Consider the following 15,720-nt stretch of genomic DNA (forward strand, 5'->3'; position numbering starts at 1 on the left):
GGGAGATGTCGCCGAAGGCGACAGAGGGGGTCGCCTCGGCTGGCGCGACCCCCTGTGGGACGAAAGAAAAGGTTGGCGCTTCACGCGCGGCAACCCCCTCTGGCCTGCCGGCCATCTCCCCCTCAAGGGGGGAGATTATCCCGCTCAGCCGCTTTCGCCCGAACGAGCTAAGTCGAGACGCAGCCGATCCCGCGCTCGACCAGGAAGCGGTGGCCGCCTGACGCCGCCGCCGTTTCGATCAGCCGATGGCCGCTCTCGGCGCAGAAGGCGGGAATGTCGATGACGGCGAGCGGGTCGGTGGTTTCGAGCCACAGCCGGCTGCCCGGCTGCATTGCGGCCAGGCGCTTTTTTGCCTTGAGCACCGGCAACGGGCAGTTCAAGCCTTTGAGGTCGTAGACGGCGGCGGGGCTAGTTGAGGGCCTGTGTTCTTGGCCCCCATCTTCTTGCTCAAGCATGAAGTTCAGCCGCCAAACATGCCGAGCAGCTTTTTCTTCAACCTTGTCGCCGTGCTTTCGGCGTCCGCAGCCTGCGTTTCGACTGCCGGGGCGGCTTCCGATGGCGCTACGGTGGCGGTGGCGACAGGCATCTCGGCGGCGGTCTTGGCAGCTTCCTTTTCGGCGAGCGGCTGGGCTTTGGCAGCTTCCTTCTCGGCCAAGGCCTGTGCCTTGGCTGCCTCTTTCGCGGCCTTGGCCGCTTCTATGGCGGCAAGCCTTTGTTCCTCGGCCTTCTGCTTGGCGGCCTTTTCGGCATCGAGCGCCGCCATCTTGCGGCCCGCCGGCGAATCGATGCGGCCCATGCGCGCCGTTTCGGCCACGGTGCCGTCCGGGTTGAGCGAGGGCGGCTCGATCGGAACGCGTTCGCCGCGCGCACGCCGTTTCGACCAGTCGGAAACGATGCTGGCTTCCTTGATCCCGGCGATGGTCGGCTTGGGTGCCGGCACGCTGGCCTTCATGGCGCCGTTGAAGGCCGCCTCATAGGTGCTTTGATAGGCGTTGATGGCGCTCTTCAGCGAATCGGGCTGGGTGGTCGCAGGGCAAGCGCCGGTCGGATTAAAGGTCGAGCCGTCGGCCGCAACCTGGTTGAAGACGTAGCGCTTCTCGCAGACGTCGACTTTCGGCGGCACCTTGGTGACTTCGAAATTGTCGTAGCCGACCTTCAGCATCTTCCAGAATTCGTAGTTCGGGTCGTTGCGGTAACGCGCCATGTTGGCGGCGGTCATGCGGAACGGAAAAGCCTGGATCTGGAATTCGGTCTGGCCGCCCTGGAAGGCGTCGCGGCCGAAGGCGTAGATCTGCTCGATCTGCGCGTCGGTCATCGAATAGCAGCCCGACGACGAGCAGGCGCCATGGACCATCAGGTTGGAACCCGTGCGGCCATTGGCGCGGTCATAGGCGTTCGGGTAGCCGATATTGAAGGACAGGTGGTAATTCGACCGCGGGTTCATCTGTGCCGGGCGGACCGTGTAAAAGCCTTCCGGCGCCTGGCGGTCGCCTTCGGTGAACTTCGGCCCGAGCTTGCCCGACCATTTGCAGATGTCGTAGCTGGCGACCAGGTCGTAGCGGCCGTTGGTCTTGGCCTTCCAGATTTCGAGCTTGCCTTCTTCCTTGAAGATGCGGGCCATCACCGAGGAGGTGCGGACCATGCCCTTGGCCTTCATCTCGGCCAGGATCTTGTCCGGCAGCGGCTTGTTGGCTTGCGGCGCAAAATCCTTCATCGAAGCATCATTGCAACCGGCGACGCCGATCGCAGCGATCAGAACTCCGGTGCGGGCAAGCTTGGCAAACATGGATATGGCTATCGTCTTCATCTCTGCACCGCGGATGCCGCGGCTGCTAAACTGACCACTGACGGACCCTAAGCCCGTTAACCTTGAAAATTCCTTACCGCAATCATGCTGGCGCGTCCCCTTACGGCAACCCCACTGAGCCGAATGCGGCGGCATTTTTGTGGCGAAACTGGTTCACGCCGCCACATTTCGGGCCGCGTGCCTGCCGGATGTTATAGATTGCGGCCCATCGCCAGGTATTTCTCGCGGCGATGCTCGCGGAAATCGGTGTTGGCGCCGGAGAATTCCTTCATCGTCCTGGCGATGTGGTCGCCGGTTGCGGCGATCACCGTTTCGGGGGCGCGATGGGCACCGCCGAGCGGCTCGGCAATGATGGCGTCGATGATCTTCAGCTCCAGCAGGTCCTGCGCCGTGATCTTCATGTTGGTCGCCGCGTCCTTGGACCGCGTGGTGTCGCGCCACAGGATCGAGGCGGCGCCCTCCGGCGAGATCACCGAATAGATGGCGTGTTCGAGCATGTAGACGCGGTTGGCGGTGGCGATCGCTATGGCGCCGCCGGAGCCGCCTTCGCCGATCACCACCGAGATCGACGGCACCTTCAGGCCAAGGCAGGCCGAGGTCGAGCGGGCGATGGCTTCCGCCTGGCCGCGCTCTTCGGCGTTGACGCCGGGATAGGCGCCGGCAGTGTCGACCAGCGTCAGCAGCGGGATTTGGAAGCGGTCGGCGAGTTCCATCAGCCGCACCGCCTTGCGGTAGCCCTCCGGCCGGACCGAGCCGAAATTATGCTTCAGCCGGCTTGCCGTGTCGGAACCTTTTTCCTGGCCGAGGATCGCCACCGGCTCGCCACGGAAGCGGGCGAAGCCGCCGACGATCGCCTGGTCCTCGCCGAAATTGCGGTCGCCGGCGAGCGGCGTGAAATCGGTAAGCAGGCCCTTGATGTAGTCGATGCAATGCGGCCTGTCCGGATGGCGCGCCACCTGCACCTTCTGCCACGGCGTCAGCGCCTTGTAGGCGTCGCGCAGCGCATCGCGCGAGCGCTTCTCGAGACGGGCGATCTCATCGCCGACATCGACCGCCTCGCCGTTCTCGGCAAGCTTCTTCAGCTCAAGGATCTTGCCTTCGAGATCCTGCACAGGCTTTTCGAAATCGAGGTAATTGTACATTCTTGGGCGGACCGGCAAGTCGGAAGGCAATGACTGACGCAAGCCTGAAAATGCAGGCTGGGCGCGGTGGAACGTCGTTCTCACATAGCGGCATGACGCCTAGTCGGCAAGCGGATGATGATCGTTGACCAGACGCACCAGCCGCTCCTCCAGCACATGCGTGTAGATCTGCGTCGTTGAAATATCGGCATGGCCAAGCAACTGCTGCACGGCCCTGAGATCAGCGCCGTTCTGCAGCAGATGGCTGGCGAAAGCATGGCGCAGCACATGCGGCGATATCTTCGCCGTGGCAATGCCGGCCCGAGCGCCAAGCTCTTTCAGCTCGCGGGCAAAGACCTGTCTCGAGAGATAGCCGCTGTCGGAGGCAGCCGGAAACAGGAACGGGCTGTCGGCAAGAGCCGGCACCGCCCCCCGTGCGGCAAGCCATGTCCGCATCGCGGTGCGCGCCTTGGCCGACAGCGGCACCATGCGCTCCTTGTTGCCCTTGCCTCGCACCATGAAGAAGCGGTCGTCGCGCTGTGCCACCGTCACGGGAAGGCCGACCAGCTCCGAAACGCGCAAGCCGGTGGCGTAGAGCACCTCGACCAGCGCGTGCAGGCGCAGCGCCGCCAGCCTGTCGCCGTCATGCATGGAGGGGTCCACCGCCTCCTGCGCCGCGCGGTCGAGCAGCCGGCCGGTATCGGCCTCGCTCATCGTCTTAGGCAGCGGCCGGCCTTTCCTCGGACTGTCCAGCGTGCCGGTCGGATCGTCACCCCGCAGGCCTTCGGCGTAGAGGAACTTGAAGAACTGCCGGATCGCCGACAATTTGCGCGCCTGCGAGGTGGCGGCAAAGCCGCGCGCGGCGATGTCGTCGAGATAGGTACGGATGTCGGCGCTGGTGGCAGCGGCAAGCCCACCGCCGATCCCGACGGAAGCGTCTTCGAGGTCGCGGCGATAGGAGGAAAGCGTGTTTTCGGCCGCGCCGCGCTCGGCGCTCATCATCTCCAGGAAGGCTTCGATGCGGGCGGCGCTGTTCATTTTTTGGGATTGAGCTTTTCCGGAGGGATACGCACGCTCATTTCCGCCTTCCTCGGCTCGACAAACATGACCAGGGCGAACATCGCGCCATAGACAATGCCGGCCAGAATCGCGAGCGTCACGACAAAGCGAAACAGTGTTGGCATTAATTTTCGCCCGTCGTCTTATTCTGCATTTCCAACCCTGTGCCCTTATGAGACGCCAATCCGGCCAATTCAAGGGTGAAGCCCATAGTCCCGGTTGCGCCGCGCTTGACGCAAACAGGCTTTTGATGTCGATACGCCGCCAAAGAGGCCCTAGAAGCATGAACGCGCTACCAGCAAATCCTCCGGGCGAGAGCCATGCCGCGCTGCTCGGCCGGCTGGGCGGCCGTTCCATCGTCTTCGTCGGGCTGATGGGCGCCGGCAAGACGGCGATCGGCCGCAAGGTGGCGGCGATGCTGGCACTGCCCTTCATCGACAGCGACCAGGAGATCGAAACTGTTTCGCGCATGAGCGTCCCGGACCTGTTCGAGCGCTATGGCGAGGCGGAGTTCCGAGCACTGGAGCAGCGCGTCATCCTGCGTGTGCTGGAGCACGGGCCGCAGGTGCTGTCGACCGGCGGCGGCGCCTTCATGAACGCGCAGACGCGCGAGGCGATCGCCAGCCATGGGGTGTCGGTTTGGCTGAAAGCCGAGATCGACCTGTTGATGGAGCGCGTTTCCAAGAAACAGAACCGGCCGCTGCTGAAAAGCGCCGATCCACGCGCCGTGCTGGAACGGCTGATGGCGGAACGCTACCCGGTTTATGCCGCGGCCGACGTCGTCGTGCCGACCCGCGACGACCGCAAGGAGATCATTGCCGCCGAAGTGGTGGACGCGCTGCGCGGCCATCTCGGCGTTGCCGATATTGACGAGGTGCGGTCGTGAGCGCTGATGCAACGGTCTCTGTCGAAGTCGGGCTTGGCGAGCGTGCCTACAATATTTTGATCGGTCCCGGCCTGCTGTCACGCGCCGGCGCCGAGATTTCGCGCCGTCTGCCGGGGACGCGGGCGGCGGTCGTCACCGACGAAAACGTCGCGGCCGCGCATCTCGCGACGCTTGCGGCCGGCCTGGCAAGCGGTGGCATCCAACATGCCGTCATCACGTTGCCGCCAGGCGAAAAGACCAAGAGCTTTGCGCATCTCGAAGAGGTGGTCGACGGCGTGCTGGCCGCCAAGCTGGAGCGCGGCGACGTCGTCATCGCGCTCGGCGGCGGCGTCGTCGGCGACCTCGCCGGCTTTGCCGCCGGCATCGCGCGGCGCGGCATGAACTTCGTGCAGGTTCCGACCTCGCTGCTGGCGCAGGTCGATTCCTCCGTCGGCGGCAAGACCGGCATCAACAGCAAGCGCGGCAAGAACCTGGTCGGGGTATTCCACCAGCCTAGGCTGGTGCTGGCCGACACCGAAGTGCTCGACACGCTGCCAATCCGCGAGTTTCGCGCCGGCTATGCCGAACTGGCCAAATACGGGCTGATCGACCGGCCCGAGTTTTTCGCCTGGCTGGAAGAAAACTGGCGTCAAGTGTTTGCCGGCGGGCCGGAGCGGGCTGCGGCCATCGCCGAGGCCTGTCGTGCCAAGGCCGACGTCGTTGCCCGCGACGAGTTCGAGACCGGCGACCGCGCGTTGCTCAATCTCGGCCACACCTTAGGTCATGCGCTGGAGGCGGCGACCGGCTATGACGGCGCAAGGCTCGTGCATGGCGAGGGCGTCGCCATCGGCATGGCGCTGGCGCACCGCTTTTCGTCAAGGCTCAATTTGGCGAGCCCCGACGACGCGGCGCGTGTCGAGGCGCATCTTCGCGCCGTCGGTCTGCCCTGGCGCATGGCCGACATTCCCGGCGAACTGCCCGATGCCGAGACGCTGTTCTCCTTCATCACCCAGGACAAGAAGGTGTCGCGCGGCGCGCTGACCTTCATCCTGACGCGCGGCATCGGCCAGGCCTTTATCGCCCGGGATGTGCCGGCCTCGGAAGTGCTGGCGTTCCTCCGGGAGAACCATCCGGGTCGGCAGGAAAGCCGCCCGGGATGAGCCAGGCCGGCTGGATCGCGGCTGCCGTGCTCGCCGGCCTCGGCCTGCTGGGCTTCGTCTTGCGCCGGCGCCTGCTCGCCGCCTTCGGCTACGAGCTGCAACGCATCGAGCCGCAGCGCTCTGCGCGCGAGGAACTGCGCGGCGCCGTCGACGATTTCCGCCGCGACGGCCAGGTGGTGCGCGAGGACCGCGCCCGCATCGGCGGCCTGTTCGACCTCGAGGAGCTCGAAGTGTCGGACGTCATGGTCCACCGCACGAATATGCGCTCCGTCAACGCCGACGACCCGCCCGAAGCGGTGGTTCGCGAGATCCTGCAGAGCCCGCACACCCGCATGCCGTTGTGGAAGGGTTCGCTCGACAACATTGTCGGCGTGCTGCACGCGAAGGATCTGCTGCGCGCGCTGAACGAGGTCGGCAACGATTTTTCCAGGATCGACGTGATGAAGATCGCGTCGAAACCGTGGTTCGTGCCCGACACCACGACGCTTCAGGAGCAGCTCAATGCCTTCCTGCGCCGCAAGGCGCATTTCGCCATCGTCGTCGACGAATATGGCGAGGTCGAAGGGCTGGTGACGCTGGAAGACATCATCGAGGAGATCGTCGGCGAGATCGCCGACGAGCACGACATCGACATCCAGGGCGTCAAGCAGGAGGCCGACGGCTCCGTCGTCGTCGACGGCACGGTGCCGATCCGCGACCTTAACCGGGCGCTCGACTGGAACCTGCCGGACGAGGAAGCCACCACCATCGCCGGCCTTGTCATCCACGAGGCGCAGTCGATCCCGGACGAAAAGCAGGCCTTTACGTTTCACGGCAAGCGCTTCGTCGTCATGAAGCGCGACAAGAACCGTATCGCGCGGCTGAGGATCAAGCCGGCGATGCTTGGAGAATGACAGTGCGCACCTTGTGGCAGCCGTGGGCAGTCAGGAGTTGATGACGATCGATCGGCGAAGCCTGCTTCTGGCGTCGATGGCGGCGCTGCTGCCGGGACAGGCGGCGGCATTGCGGCTGCGTTCGCCGTCGCCCGAAACCTTCGACTATGGGCCGGCCAAGCTCGACATCTATTCCCGCGATGGCGCAAGCGGCCTGCCGGTCGTCTTCTTCGTCCATGGCGGCGCCTGGCGGGTCGGCAACCGCAACAATGTCAATTCCAAGCCTGGTTTCCTGCTCGACAATGGCTTCGGCTTCGTCTCGATCGACTACCGGATGCTGCCTGAAGCCGACGTCGCCACCCAGGCGGCAGATGTCGAACTGGCCTATCGTTACGTCCGCGCCAACATCGCCAGGCATGGCGGCGATCCGGACCGGATCGTCGCCATGGGCCATTCGGCCGGCTGCCATCTCGTCGCATTGACCGGGCTGCGCGGCGGCCTGCCCGGCGTCGCGGCGCTGGTTCTCGACGACACCAGGGCCTACGATCTGGAGGCGCTGGCCAGAAGCGGCGGCATGGCAGGGGTCTATGCCCGCGCCTTTCCCGATCCGGCGCAGTGGCGCGCGCTGTCGCCTGTCACCTATGTGGAAGGCCGCAAGCACCCGCCGACCTTCATCGCCCATTCGCGCGCGAAAGCCCGCGCGGCGGACGCGCAGGCCTTCGCCGAGCGTCTGCGCGCCACCGGAACCAAGGTCACGCTGTTCGACGGCAGCGACTATTCGCACATGTCGATCAATCGCGACTTCGGCACCGAAGGCGATGCATTGACCGCAGCGGTGATGGCCTTCCTGAGGGCGAGCCTCGGCTGAAATTTACCAGCGGGTCTTTTCACCGGGCGCCACCGGCTCGATTGCCAGGGCGTGGACGCCGGATTTCAACTCCTCGGCCAGCAGATCGTTGACTGCGCGGTGACGTTCGACGCGGCTCATGCCGGCAAAGGCGGGGGCGACGATCCGGACGCGGAAATGCGTCTCGCCAGTGCCGTCGAAGGTGGCGTGATGGCCGGAATCCACATGATGATGCCCGGCATGGAGATGGCTTTCGTTGATGACGTCCAGCCGTTCCGGCGAAAACGCCTTTTTCAGCTTACCTTCCATCGTTGCCTGTATGGACATCGCCGCTTCCCTTCACCACATCTATGTCATCGCACAAAATTCGCAATTCGCCGGTTTTATGCCGCGATTCAGCGGTTAGGGCGATCATCGCGAAAATGTCAATTCTTGTTTCGCATCAGCGAACAGCCCATAAATGGGTGAGATGAAGCCGTACCCAAAATATTTCGAGAAGATTCGCATCCGCCCGGAGAAGGACGCGGAGCTGAAGTCGCGTTCGCCGATCTGCCAGTGGGATGGCTGCAAGGAGGCCGGTACCCACCGTGCCCCGGTCGGACGGATGAAGGAAGGCGAGTATTTCCAGTTCTGCTTCGACCATGTGCGCGAGTACAACAAAGGCTTCAATTATTTCTCGGGCGTTCCCGACACCGAGATCGCCCGCTTCCAGAAGGAAGCCATGACCGGCCATCGGCCGACCTGGAAAATGGGCGTCAACGGCGCCTCGACCCGCTCCTCGCCGGACTTTGCCCAGGCGCGCTCCGGTCGCGCCGGCTACTACAATCGCATGCGCGATCCGTTCGACCTGTTCAAAGGCCCGAAAGACCCGCGCGAAGCACGCGAGCGCAAGGCCAAGCCGCTTGAGGCCAAGGCACTGGAAACGCTTGGCCTTGATACAAAGGCAACTGGCAAGGATATCAAGGCGCGCTATAAGGAACTTGTGAAACGCCACCACCCGGATGCGAATGGCGGCGACAGAGGTTCGGAAGACCGGTTCCGCGATGTGCTCCAGGCGTATCGCGTGCTCAAGCAGGCAGGTTTGGGCTGAGCGACCATACGGTTCGTGTCGCTTTCCAACTTTCATAAGGTTGGAAAAGGCTCTAAGACCGCCCCCGAACAAAATCGATTGCCGGCGAAACGCGGCGTTTCGCTTGTGGAGACGTTGATAGAGATGAACAAGGTCGATCGCGACATCGCCAACCTGCCCGACACCACGGTGTCGGTGAAGGAGACATTCGGCTTCGACTCCAAGATGGTGGTGCCGGCCTATGCGGTGACGAGCGAGCATGTCCCCGACATCGATCCGGACTACCTGTTCGACAAGAACACGACCATGGCGATCCTCGCCGGCTTTGCCTACAATCGCCGGGTCATGGTGTCCGGTTACCACGGCACCGGCAAGTCGACGCATATCGAACAGGTCGCCGCCCGCCTCAACTGGCCCTGCGTGCGTGTCAATCTCGATAGCCATGTCAGCCGTATCGACCTCGTCGGCAAGGACGCCATCGTGGTCAAGGACGGGCTGCAGATCACCGAATTCCGCGACGGCATCCTGCCCTGGGCCTACCAGCACAATGTCGCACTGTGCTTCGACGAGTACGATGCCGGCCGTCCGGACGTGATGTTCGTCATCCAGCGCGTGCTGGAATCGTCGGGCCGGCTGACGCTGCTCGACCAGAGCCGGGTCATCCGCCCGCACCCGGCCTTCCGGCTGTTTTCGACCGCCAACACGGTTGGGCTGGGCGACACCACCGGCCTCTACCACGGCACCCAGCAGATCAACCAGGCGCAGATGGACCGCTGGTCGATCGTCACCACGCTGAACTACCTGCCGCACGACAATGAAGTGAACATCGTGCTGGCCAAGGCCAAGCACTACCGCGATGGCAAGGGCAAGGAGATCGTCAACAAGATGGTGCGCGTCGCCGACATGACGCGCTCGGCCTTCATCAACGGCGATTTGTCGACGGTTATGAGCCCGCGCACGGTTATCACCTGGGCCGAGAATGCCGAAATCTTCGGCAATATCGGCATGGCGTTCCGGCTGACCTTCCTCAACAAATGCGACGAGCTGGAACGCTCGCTGGTCGCCGAATTCTATCAGCGCGCCTTCGGCGAAGATCTGCCGGAATCGGCTGCCAATGTGGTGCTGGGCTAAGCAGAGTCTCGATGGCGGGTCCGGGCGACAACACGCGAAACAAATCCAAGACCGGCGCTGAGAATGACAGCTTCAAGCGCGCCGTCACCGTCTGCATGCGCGCCATTGCCGGCGACAAGGATCTCGAGGTCGGCTTCGCCAAGGACCGGCCGGCGCTGGCCGGCAGCCGCGCCCGGCTGCCCGAATTGCCGAAGAAGGCATCAAAGGCCGACATCGCCATCACCCGCGGGCTCGGCGATTCCATGGCGCTGAAGCGCGCCTGCCACGATGCGCGCATCCACACCAGGCTGGCACCGGAAGGCAAGCAGGCCCGCGCCATCTATGACGCGGTCGAGCAGGCCCGGGTGGAGGCGATCGGCAGCCGCGCCATGCAGGGCGTCGCCGACAATATCGGCTCGATGCTGGAGGACAAATACGCCAGGGCCAACCTCATCGACGTCAAGGACAAGGCCGACGCGCCGATCGAGGAGGCGCTGGCGCTGATGGTGCGCGAAAAGCTGACCGGCCGCACTGTGCCGAAGAGCGGCGAACGGCTGGTCGATCTCTGGCGCCCTTGGGTCGAGGAAAAGGCCAGTGCCGATCTCGACGGGCTGTCGGCAAAGCTCGACGACCAGCAGGCGTTCGCCCGCGTGGTGCGCGAGATGCTCGCCTCCATGGAAATGGCCGAGGAGCTCGGCGATGACCAGGAGACGGAAGACTCGGAGGACAACGACGAAAACCAGCCGCAAGGCGAGGAGCAGAGCGAGGAGGGCGGCGAAGACGATTCGGGCTCCGAGCAGTCGCAGTCCGAGGATACAGAGGCATCGTCGGACGACGAGCAATCGGCCGAGACAGAGGCCTCCGACGCCACCGCCGAGGATCTCTCCGACGATGACGACGCCGATGCGGAGACGCCCGGCGAGGCGCGCCGCAACGACAATCCCTTCACCAATCTGCCGAAAGAGATCGACTACAGGGTCTTCACCACGGCCTTCGACGAGACCGTAGGTGCGGAGGAACTGTGCGAGGAGGAGGAGCTCGACCGGCTGCGCGCCTTCCTCGACAAGCAGCTCGCCAACCTTTCCGGCGTCGTCGGGCGGCTGGCCAACCGGCTGCAGCGCCGCCTGATGGCGCAGCAGAACCGCTCCTGGGATTTCGACCTCGAAGAAGGCTATCTCGATCCGGCACGGCTGGTGCGCGTCGTCATCGACCCGATGCAGCCTTTGTCCTTCAAGCAGGAGCGCGATACCAAATTCCGCGACACGGTGGTGTCGCTGGTGCTCGACAATTCGGGTTCGATGCGCGGCCGGCCGATCACAGTCGCCGCCACCTGCGCCGACATCCTGGCGCGCACGCTGGAACGCTGCGGCGTCTCGGTCGAAATCCTCGGCTTCACCACCCGCGCCTGGAAGGGCGGGCAGGCGCGCGAGAAATGGCTGAAGGAAGGCAAGCCGCCGAACCCCGGCCGGCTCAACGATCTGCGCCACATCATCTACAAATCCGCCGACCATCCGTGGCGGCGGGCGCGCCGCAACCTCGGCCTGATGATGCGCGAGGGCCTGCTCAAGGAAAACATCGATGGCGAGGCGCTGCTGTGGGCGCACAACCGGCTGATCGCGCGGCCGGAGCAGCGCAAGATCCTGATGATGATCTCGGACGGCGCGCCGGTCGACGATTCGACGCTGTCGGTCAATCCGGGCAATTATCTCGAGCGGCATCTGCGCGCCATCATCGAGCTCATCGAGACGCGCTCGCCGGTCGAGCTTTTGGCCATCGGCATCGGCCACGACGTCACCCGCTACTATCGCCGCGCCGTCACCATCGTCGATGCCGAAGAACTGGCCGGCGCCATGACCGAGCAGCTGGCCTCGCTGTTCGCCGAGGAAACCGTGCGCGACACGCGGCGCGGCGGCATGCGGCGCGCCGGATGATTTTTTCCCGCGGCGGCTTTTGGCAGAAGCTTTTGGCCGCCATCGCGTTGTTCGGCATCACTTTGGCCCCGGCTGTCGCTGCCGGGCCGGCCTCGGTCGAGCCGGCCGAAATCTCGGCCCGGCCCATAACCCAGTTTCGCATCGGCAATGACGAAAAACAGTTCGGGCCGCTCGAATTCGTCGGCGGGCTCGAAATGACCTCGTCGACGCGCGATTTCGGCGCGCTGTCGGCGCTTCGTTTCCTCAAGCCAGGCAGCGATTTCATCGGCGTCGCCGACACCGGCTTCTGGTTCTTCGGCACCCTCGTCCACGATGCCGACAAGCGGCCTTCCGGCATCCAGAATTTTCGCATGCAGCAGATGGTCGATGCGGCCGGCCAGCCGATCGACGAGAAATGGGCGGTCGATGCCGAAGGCCTCGCGGTCAAGGACGGCATTGCCACGGTCGGTTTCGAGCGCGATCACCGTATCGCCGAGTTCAAGATCGATCCGGACGACATGAAGGCGCCGTTCAGGCAATTGGACTTCCTGATCCCGGCCTGGGAACTCCGCCGCAATCGCGGCTTCGAGACCGTCACCCGCGCCCATCCTTACGGGCAGCACGCGGGCGGGCTGGTCGTGGTGTCGGAAAAGAGCCTCGACAAGACCGGCAACATCTTTGCCGCGATCATCGAAGGGCCGCGCAAGGGCGTCTTCACCATCAAGCGCAATGGCGATTTCGACATCACCGACGGCGCCTTCCTGCCGGACGGCGACCTGTTGCTTCTGGAGCGCAGTTTTTCGATGGCCGGCGGCGTCAAGATGCGGCTGCGGCGCATATATGGCGAAAGCGTCGAGAAGGGCGCCGTCGCCGACGGGCCGGTGCTGCTCGAAGCCGACATGGGCTACCAGATCGACAACATGGAAGCGCTCGACGTCTGGACCCGCGACGATGGCGCGCTGATCGTGTCGCTGATGTCCGACGACAACCACTCGATCCTGCAGCGCAATCTTTACCTGGAATTTGTGCTGCACGAGGATTGACGCGCGACCGGCCTGCTGGCTGACAGCATCGCTGGCGTTTCCGCGCCGTTTTGCAACGCAGGCAATTTCCCTTGCAATTTCCCCTGGCAATGACCCGCGTCGCGGGTTTTCCAGCCGGCTCTCACCATCAGCAAAAATACTTTAGCCGTGACTTGACAATTTGTGTCATCGGCGAAATACTCAAGTCCATGCTTAAGTATTCCGAGATCGACAGCATCCTGCGGGCTCTTGCCGAGCCGACGCGCCGGGCAATCCTGGAAAGGCTGAGCCGCGGGCCGGCCACCGTCAGCCAGTTGGCGGAGCCGTTCGGCATGACCTTCGCCGCCGTGCTCCAGCACCTCCAGGTGCTTGAAGCGTGCGGGCTGATCCGCAGCGAAAAGATCGGGCGCGTGCGCACCTGCCGGATCGAGCCCGGCGGGCTAGCCCCGCTTGCCGACTGGATCGCCGCGCGCCGTACGCCGGCCGAACGCCAGCTCGACCGTCTCGGCCAGATCCTGGCGGAGACTGACCAATCGAAAGCAACAATCCACGAGCAGGAAAAGGACGAAAAGAAATGAACCAGATTGCCCCTGTTAACGACGAGCACTCCGTCATCCATTCGACCTTCACGATCGAGCGGACCTATCCGCAATCGCCCGAGCGCGTCTTCTTCGCCTTTGCCGACAAGGCGACGGTGCGGCGCTGGCGCGTCGAAGGCGACGGCTTCACCATCGCCGAATTCACCTTCGATTTCCGTGTCGGCGGCGGCGAGGTTTCGCGGTTCAGCTACCAGGGCGGCCCGGAGATCAGGCTCGATGCGCAGTTCCAGGACATCGTCCCTGACCGGCGCATCGTATTTTCATACCGGATGGCGGTCGGGGCGCAGCCGCTGTCGGCGTCGCTCACCACGGTCGAGCTTGCACCTTCCGGCGAGGGCACCCGCCTGACCTATACCGAACAGGGTGCGTTCTTCGATGGCGTCGATTCAGCGCAAGGGCGCGAGGAGGGCACACGCGGGCTGCTGCAGGCGCTCGCCGCCGAGCTTCAGAAGGCGAAGTAGAGGTTCGTGGGCGTACCGGGCGGCGTCCACAAGGCCCGCCCGGATTGCGAGGTGGCCTATTGCCCTTTGCTCGCGAGCCAGACGATGTGACGGGCGCCGCGCTTGCCGTGAGCCCGCACCTTGACCTCCTCGACCGTGAAGCCGGCCTGCCTGAGCCGCCGGGTGAAAGCTGCGTCAGGGCCTTGCGACCAGACCGCCAGCACACCGCCGGGTTTGAGCGCAGCGCGTGCGGCGCTGAGGCCGGCTGCGTCGTAGAGCGCATCGTTGGCCTTGTAGACGATGCCCTCGGGGCCGTTGTCGACATCGAGCAGGATCGCGTCCCAGGCCGAAGCTTGCGATCGAATGAGCTGCCCGACATCGGCCTCGCGAATGCCGACACGCCGGTCGTCAAGGCAACCGTCGAAAACTTCGGCCATCGGGCCGCGCGCCCACGCCACGACCGCCGGCACCAATTCGGCAACGGTGACCTGCGCATCGTCGCCGAGCTCGGCCAGCGCTGCGCGCAAGGTAAAGCCCATGCCGAGGCCGCCGATCAGGATGTTTGGGGTCCGGCGGCCGGCAATCCTTTGACAGGACAGTTTCGCCAGCGCCTCTTCGGAACCGCTGAGCCGGCTATTCATAAGCTCGTTCGCGCCAAGCATGATCGAGAATTCGCTGCCGCGCCGCTTCAGGCGGAGTTCCTGTCCGCCGTCAGGCGTTTTTGCCGAGTCCAGTTGAAGCCAGGGGATCATGCTCGATAGTCTTTGAGCATGATCTTGTCCGAAAACCGGTTCCCACTTTTCGGGATCATGCTCTATGCCGCCAGTGCCGGCTGGCTCCAGCGGGCGGCAAGCAGCCGGTAGGGGATCAGCGCCACCACCGCTATGACCAGCTTGACGCTGAGATCGCCGAGCGCCCAGGAGACCCAGCGCATCGTCTCGACCGGCAGCACGCCCATCAGCGGTGCGGTTTCCAGCGCAAAGCCGTCGTTCGGCCCGGCGAAGGCGAAAGCCGCCGCGAAGGCGACGGTGAAAAACACCACCGTATCGAAAACGGAGCCGACCAGCGTGCCGACGATCGGCGCGCGCCACCAGCTCTGCCGGCGCAGCCGGTTGAACACGGTGACGTCGAGCAACTGAGCGGTGAGGAAGGCGGCACCCGACGCCGCGGCAATGCGCACCAGCCGGTCGGCGGCGGTCTCGAATTCGATCAGGCCGTGGCGAAACAGCAGCGGTGGGATGACGATCGAGCAGACCACCGCTGTCATGAAGCCGACAAAGACGATCCTGCGCGCCACCGCCGGGCCGTAGCGGCGGTTGGCGAGATCGGTGACCAGGAAGGAGAACGGATAGGTGAAGGCGCCCCAGGTCAGGATGTCAGCCAGCGACAACCCGCCGATTGAACCCTGCATCGGGAACTGCACAAGGATGTTCGAGGCCACGACGACGAGCGCCATGGCCGCCACGAAGGGCAGGTACCGCGAGAGGAAAGTCATTTTTTTATCCTGGGTAATGGAACCAGCGGAACGCGATCCGGAACCGGATCACGCCCTGGAAGGCGGCTGCCGCCGAAAAACTCAGGCGGCCGGCTGTTCGGCGAGCTTCTTGGCGATCTGCTTCTTCAACAGGCGGGCGCGCTGCGACAATTCCTTGGCATCGGCCTTGGCCAGGAAGGCATCGAGGCCGCCGCGATGCTCGACCGAACGCAGCGCGTTGGCCGAAATGCGCAGGCGCACATTCTGGTTCAGCGCTTCCGAGATCAGCGTCACATTGACGAGATTGGGCAGGAAGCGACGCTTGGTCTTGTTGTTGGCGTGGCTCACATTGTTGCCGGACATGA

19 protein-coding genes are annotated in these 15,720 nt (G+C 64.3%); 10 read left to right on the forward strand and 9 right to left on the reverse strand.

The window, feature by feature from the left end; genetic code table 11:
• Nucleotides 1–167: 167 nt before the first annotated feature.
• The 5 genes from NKK47_RS02030 to NKK47_RS02050 all read right to left on the reverse strand — a co-directional run bounded on the left by NKK47_RS02030 (nucleotide 168) and on the right by NKK47_RS02050 (nucleotide 4,112).
• Nucleotides 168–455, reverse strand: coding sequence for a sulfurtransferase TusA family protein (locus NKK47_RS02030; protein ID WP_352574904.1), 288 nt, complete (start codon nucleotides 453–455; stop codon nucleotides 168–170).
• A 5-nt stretch (nucleotides 456–460) separates the two neighbouring features.
• Nucleotides 461–1,786: a L,D-transpeptidase family protein gene (locus NKK47_RS02035; RefSeq protein WP_352574939.1), complete on the reverse strand. Its 1,326-nt coding sequence runs from the start codon at nucleotides 1,784–1,786 to the stop codon at nucleotides 461–463.
• A 212-nt stretch (nucleotides 1,787–1,998) separates the two neighbouring features.
• The gene (locus NKK47_RS02040; protein ID WP_023677882.1) at nucleotides 1,999–2,949 is read right to left on the reverse strand and encodes an acetyl-CoA carboxylase carboxyltransferase subunit alpha; all 951 of its coding nucleotides are present in this window, start codon (nucleotides 2,947–2,949) and stop codon (nucleotides 1,999–2,001) included.
• Nucleotides 2,950–3,048: 99 nt separating this feature from the next.
• Nucleotides 3,049–3,966 carry a site-specific tyrosine recombinase XerD gene (locus NKK47_RS02045; RefSeq protein WP_023677883.1) on the reverse strand — a complete coding sequence of 306 codons (918 nt, stop codon included), beginning with the start codon at nucleotides 3,964–3,966 and terminating at the stop codon, nucleotides 3,049–3,051.
• Entirely contained in the window at nucleotides 3,963–4,112 is a 150-nt protein-coding gene (locus NKK47_RS02050; protein WP_023677884.1) for a hypothetical protein, read from the reverse strand. Before NKK47_RS02050 ends, NKK47_RS02045 begins: the two co-directional genes overlap by 4 nt.
• Nucleotides 4,113–4,270: 158 nt before the next feature.
• On the opposite strand from NKK47_RS02050, the gene NKK47_RS02055 reads away from it, so the two are divergent.
• The 4 genes from NKK47_RS02055 to NKK47_RS02070 are packed head-to-tail and all read left to right on the forward strand — an operon-like array spanning nucleotide 4,271 to nucleotide 7,752.
• The gene (locus tag NKK47_RS02055; RefSeq protein WP_352457618.1) at nucleotides 4,271–4,873 is read left to right on the forward strand and encodes a shikimate kinase; all 603 of its coding nucleotides are present in this window, start codon (nucleotides 4,271–4,273) and stop codon (nucleotides 4,871–4,873) included.
• Nucleotides 4,870–6,012 carry a 3-dehydroquinate synthase gene (gene aroB, locus NKK47_RS02060; RefSeq protein WP_023677886.1) on the forward strand — a complete coding sequence of 381 codons (1,143 nt, stop codon included), beginning with the start codon at nucleotides 4,870–4,872 and terminating at the stop codon, nucleotides 6,010–6,012. Before NKK47_RS02055 ends, aroB begins: the two co-directional genes overlap by 4 nt.
• Nucleotides 6,009–6,905 (forward strand): HlyC/CorC family transporter, encoded by an 897-nt coding sequence (locus NKK47_RS02065; RefSeq protein WP_023677887.1) that lies wholly within the window; start codon nucleotides 6,009–6,011, stop codon nucleotides 6,903–6,905. Before aroB ends, NKK47_RS02065 begins: the two co-directional genes overlap by 4 nt.
• Before the next feature lie 40 nt (nucleotides 6,906–6,945).
• Nucleotides 6,946–7,752 (forward strand): alpha/beta hydrolase, encoded by an 807-nt coding sequence (locus NKK47_RS02070; RefSeq protein ID WP_023677888.1) that lies wholly within the window; start codon nucleotides 6,946–6,948, stop codon nucleotides 7,750–7,752.
• Between the two features lie 3 nt (nucleotides 7,753–7,755).
• On the opposite strand, the gene NKK47_RS02075 is transcribed toward NKK47_RS02070, so the two are convergent.
• Nucleotides 7,756–8,058 (reverse strand): BolA family protein, encoded by a 303-nt coding sequence (locus tag NKK47_RS02075; RefSeq protein ID WP_023677889.1) that lies wholly within the window; start codon nucleotides 8,056–8,058, stop codon nucleotides 7,756–7,758.
• Between the two features lie 133 nt (nucleotides 8,059–8,191).
• On the opposite strand from NKK47_RS02075, the gene NKK47_RS02080 reads away from it, so the two are divergent.
• From NKK47_RS02080 to NKK47_RS02105, 6 genes are all read left to right on the forward strand, one after another.
• Complete coding sequence (locus tag NKK47_RS02080) at nucleotides 8,192–8,821, forward strand: J domain-containing protein (RefSeq protein ID WP_352574907.1); 630 nt, start codon at nucleotides 8,192–8,194, stop codon at nucleotides 8,819–8,821.
• A 123-nt stretch (nucleotides 8,822–8,944) separates the two neighbouring features.
• Nucleotides 8,945–9,931: a cobaltochelatase subunit CobS gene (gene cobS, locus NKK47_RS02085; protein ID WP_352451201.1), complete on the forward strand. Its 987-nt coding sequence runs from the start codon at nucleotides 8,945–8,947 to the stop codon at nucleotides 9,929–9,931.
• 11 nt (nucleotides 9,932–9,942) lie between these two features.
• Nucleotides 9,943–11,841: a cobaltochelatase subunit CobT gene (gene cobT, locus NKK47_RS02090; RefSeq protein WP_023677891.1), complete on the forward strand. Its 1,899-nt coding sequence runs from the start codon at nucleotides 9,943–9,945 to the stop codon at nucleotides 11,839–11,841.
• Entirely contained in the window at nucleotides 11,838–12,863 is a 1,026-nt protein-coding gene (locus NKK47_RS02095) for an esterase-like activity of phytase family protein (protein WP_352570587.1), read from the forward strand. Before cobT ends, NKK47_RS02095 begins: the two co-directional genes overlap by 4 nt.
• A 188-nt stretch (nucleotides 12,864–13,051) precedes the next feature.
• Nucleotides 13,052–13,420: an ArsR/SmtB family transcription factor gene (locus tag NKK47_RS02100; RefSeq protein ID WP_352570585.1), complete on the forward strand. Its 369-nt coding sequence runs from the start codon at nucleotides 13,052–13,054 to the stop codon at nucleotides 13,418–13,420.
• Entirely contained in the window at nucleotides 13,417–13,902 is a 486-nt protein-coding gene (locus NKK47_RS02105) for an SRPBCC family protein (protein ID WP_352570584.1), read from the forward strand. The genes NKK47_RS02100 and NKK47_RS02105 overlap by 4 nt, the downstream gene beginning before the upstream one ends.
• Before the next feature lie 56 nt (nucleotides 13,903–13,958).
• Here NKK47_RS02105 and NKK47_RS02110 read toward each other — a convergent pair whose 3' ends face one another.
• From NKK47_RS02110 to rpmB, 3 genes are all read right to left on the reverse strand, one after another.
• Nucleotides 13,959–14,633 (reverse strand): polyamine aminopropyltransferase, encoded by a 675-nt coding sequence (locus tag NKK47_RS02110; protein WP_352574909.1) that lies wholly within the window; start codon nucleotides 14,631–14,633, stop codon nucleotides 13,959–13,961.
• Nucleotides 14,634–14,695: 62 nt separating this feature from the next.
• A complete protein-coding gene (locus NKK47_RS02115) occupies nucleotides 14,696–15,376 on the reverse strand; it encodes a queuosine precursor transporter (protein ID WP_352574911.1) in 681 nt (226 codons plus the stop codon).
• 81 nt (nucleotides 15,377–15,457) lie between these two features.
• On the reverse strand, nucleotides 15,458–15,718 hold the full coding sequence (gene rpmB / locus NKK47_RS02120) for a 50S ribosomal protein L28 (protein ID WP_352574913.1): 261 nt from the start codon (nucleotides 15,716–15,718) through the stop codon (nucleotides 15,458–15,460).
• Nucleotides 15,719–15,720: the final 2 nt, after the last annotated feature.

This window comes from Mesorhizobium sp. M0019 (assembly GCF_040323975.1).
GTDB lineage: Bacteria > Pseudomonadota > Alphaproteobacteria > Rhizobiales > Rhizobiaceae > Mesorhizobium.

What these genes read in the sequence shown, in the direction of transcription:
- NKK47_RS02030 (WP_352574904.1), bottom strand. Translation starts at nt 455, where the DNA reads ATGCTTGAGCAAGAAGATGGGGGCCAAGAACACAGGCCCTCAACTAGC.
- NKK47_RS02035 (WP_352574939.1), bottom strand. Translation starts at nt 1,786, where the DNA reads ATGTTTGCCAAGCTTGCCCGCACCGGAGTTCTGATCGCTGCGATCGGC.
- NKK47_RS02040 (WP_023677882.1), bottom strand. Translation starts at nt 2,949, where the DNA reads ATGTACAATTACCTCGATTTCGAAAAGCCTGTGCAGGATCTCGAAGGC.
- NKK47_RS02045 (WP_023677883.1), bottom strand. Translation starts at nt 3,966, where the DNA reads ATGAACAGCGCCGCCCGCATCGAAGCCTTCCTGGAGATGATGAGCGCC.
- NKK47_RS02050 (WP_023677884.1), bottom strand. Translation starts at nt 4,112, where the DNA reads ATGCCAACACTGTTTCGCTTTGTCGTGACGCTCGCGATTCTGGCCGGC.
- NKK47_RS02055 (WP_352457618.1), top strand. Translation starts at nt 4,271, where the DNA reads ATGAACGCGCTACCAGCAAATCCTCCGGGCGAGAGCCATGCCGCGCTG.
- NKK47_RS02065 (WP_023677887.1), top strand. Translation starts at nt 6,009, where the DNA reads ATGAGCCAGGCCGGCTGGATCGCGGCTGCCGTGCTCGCCGGCCTCGGC.
- NKK47_RS02070 (WP_023677888.1), top strand. Translation starts at nt 6,946, where the DNA reads ATGACGATCGATCGGCGAAGCCTGCTTCTGGCGTCGATGGCGGCGCTG.
- NKK47_RS02075 (WP_023677889.1), bottom strand. Translation starts at nt 8,058, where the DNA reads ATGTCCATACAGGCAACGATGGAAGGTAAGCTGAAAAAGGCGTTTTCG.
- NKK47_RS02080 (WP_352574907.1), top strand. Translation starts at nt 8,192, where the DNA reads ATGGGTGAGATGAAGCCGTACCCAAAATATTTCGAGAAGATTCGCATC.
- cobS (WP_352451201.1), top strand. Translation starts at nt 8,945, where the DNA reads ATGAACAAGGTCGATCGCGACATCGCCAACCTGCCCGACACCACGGTG.
- cobT (WP_023677891.1), top strand. Translation starts at nt 9,943, where the DNA reads ATGGCGGGTCCGGGCGACAACACGCGAAACAAATCCAAGACCGGCGCT.
- NKK47_RS02095 (WP_352570587.1), top strand. Translation starts at nt 11,838, where the DNA reads ATGATTTTTTCCCGCGGCGGCTTTTGGCAGAAGCTTTTGGCCGCCATC.
- NKK47_RS02100 (WP_352570585.1), top strand. Translation starts at nt 13,052, where the DNA reads ATGCTTAAGTATTCCGAGATCGACAGCATCCTGCGGGCTCTTGCCGAG.
- NKK47_RS02105 (WP_352570584.1), top strand. Translation starts at nt 13,417, where the DNA reads ATGAACCAGATTGCCCCTGTTAACGACGAGCACTCCGTCATCCATTCG.
- NKK47_RS02110 (WP_352574909.1), bottom strand. Translation starts at nt 14,633, where the DNA reads ATGATCCCCTGGCTTCAACTGGACTCGGCAAAAACGCCTGACGGCGGA.
- NKK47_RS02115 (WP_352574911.1), bottom strand. Translation starts at nt 15,376, where the DNA reads ATGACTTTCCTCTCGCGGTACCTGCCCTTCGTGGCGGCCATGGCGCTC.
- rpmB (WP_352574913.1), bottom strand. Translation starts at nt 15,718, where the DNA reads ATGTCCGGCAACAATGTGAGCCACGCCAACAACAAGACCAAGCGTCGC.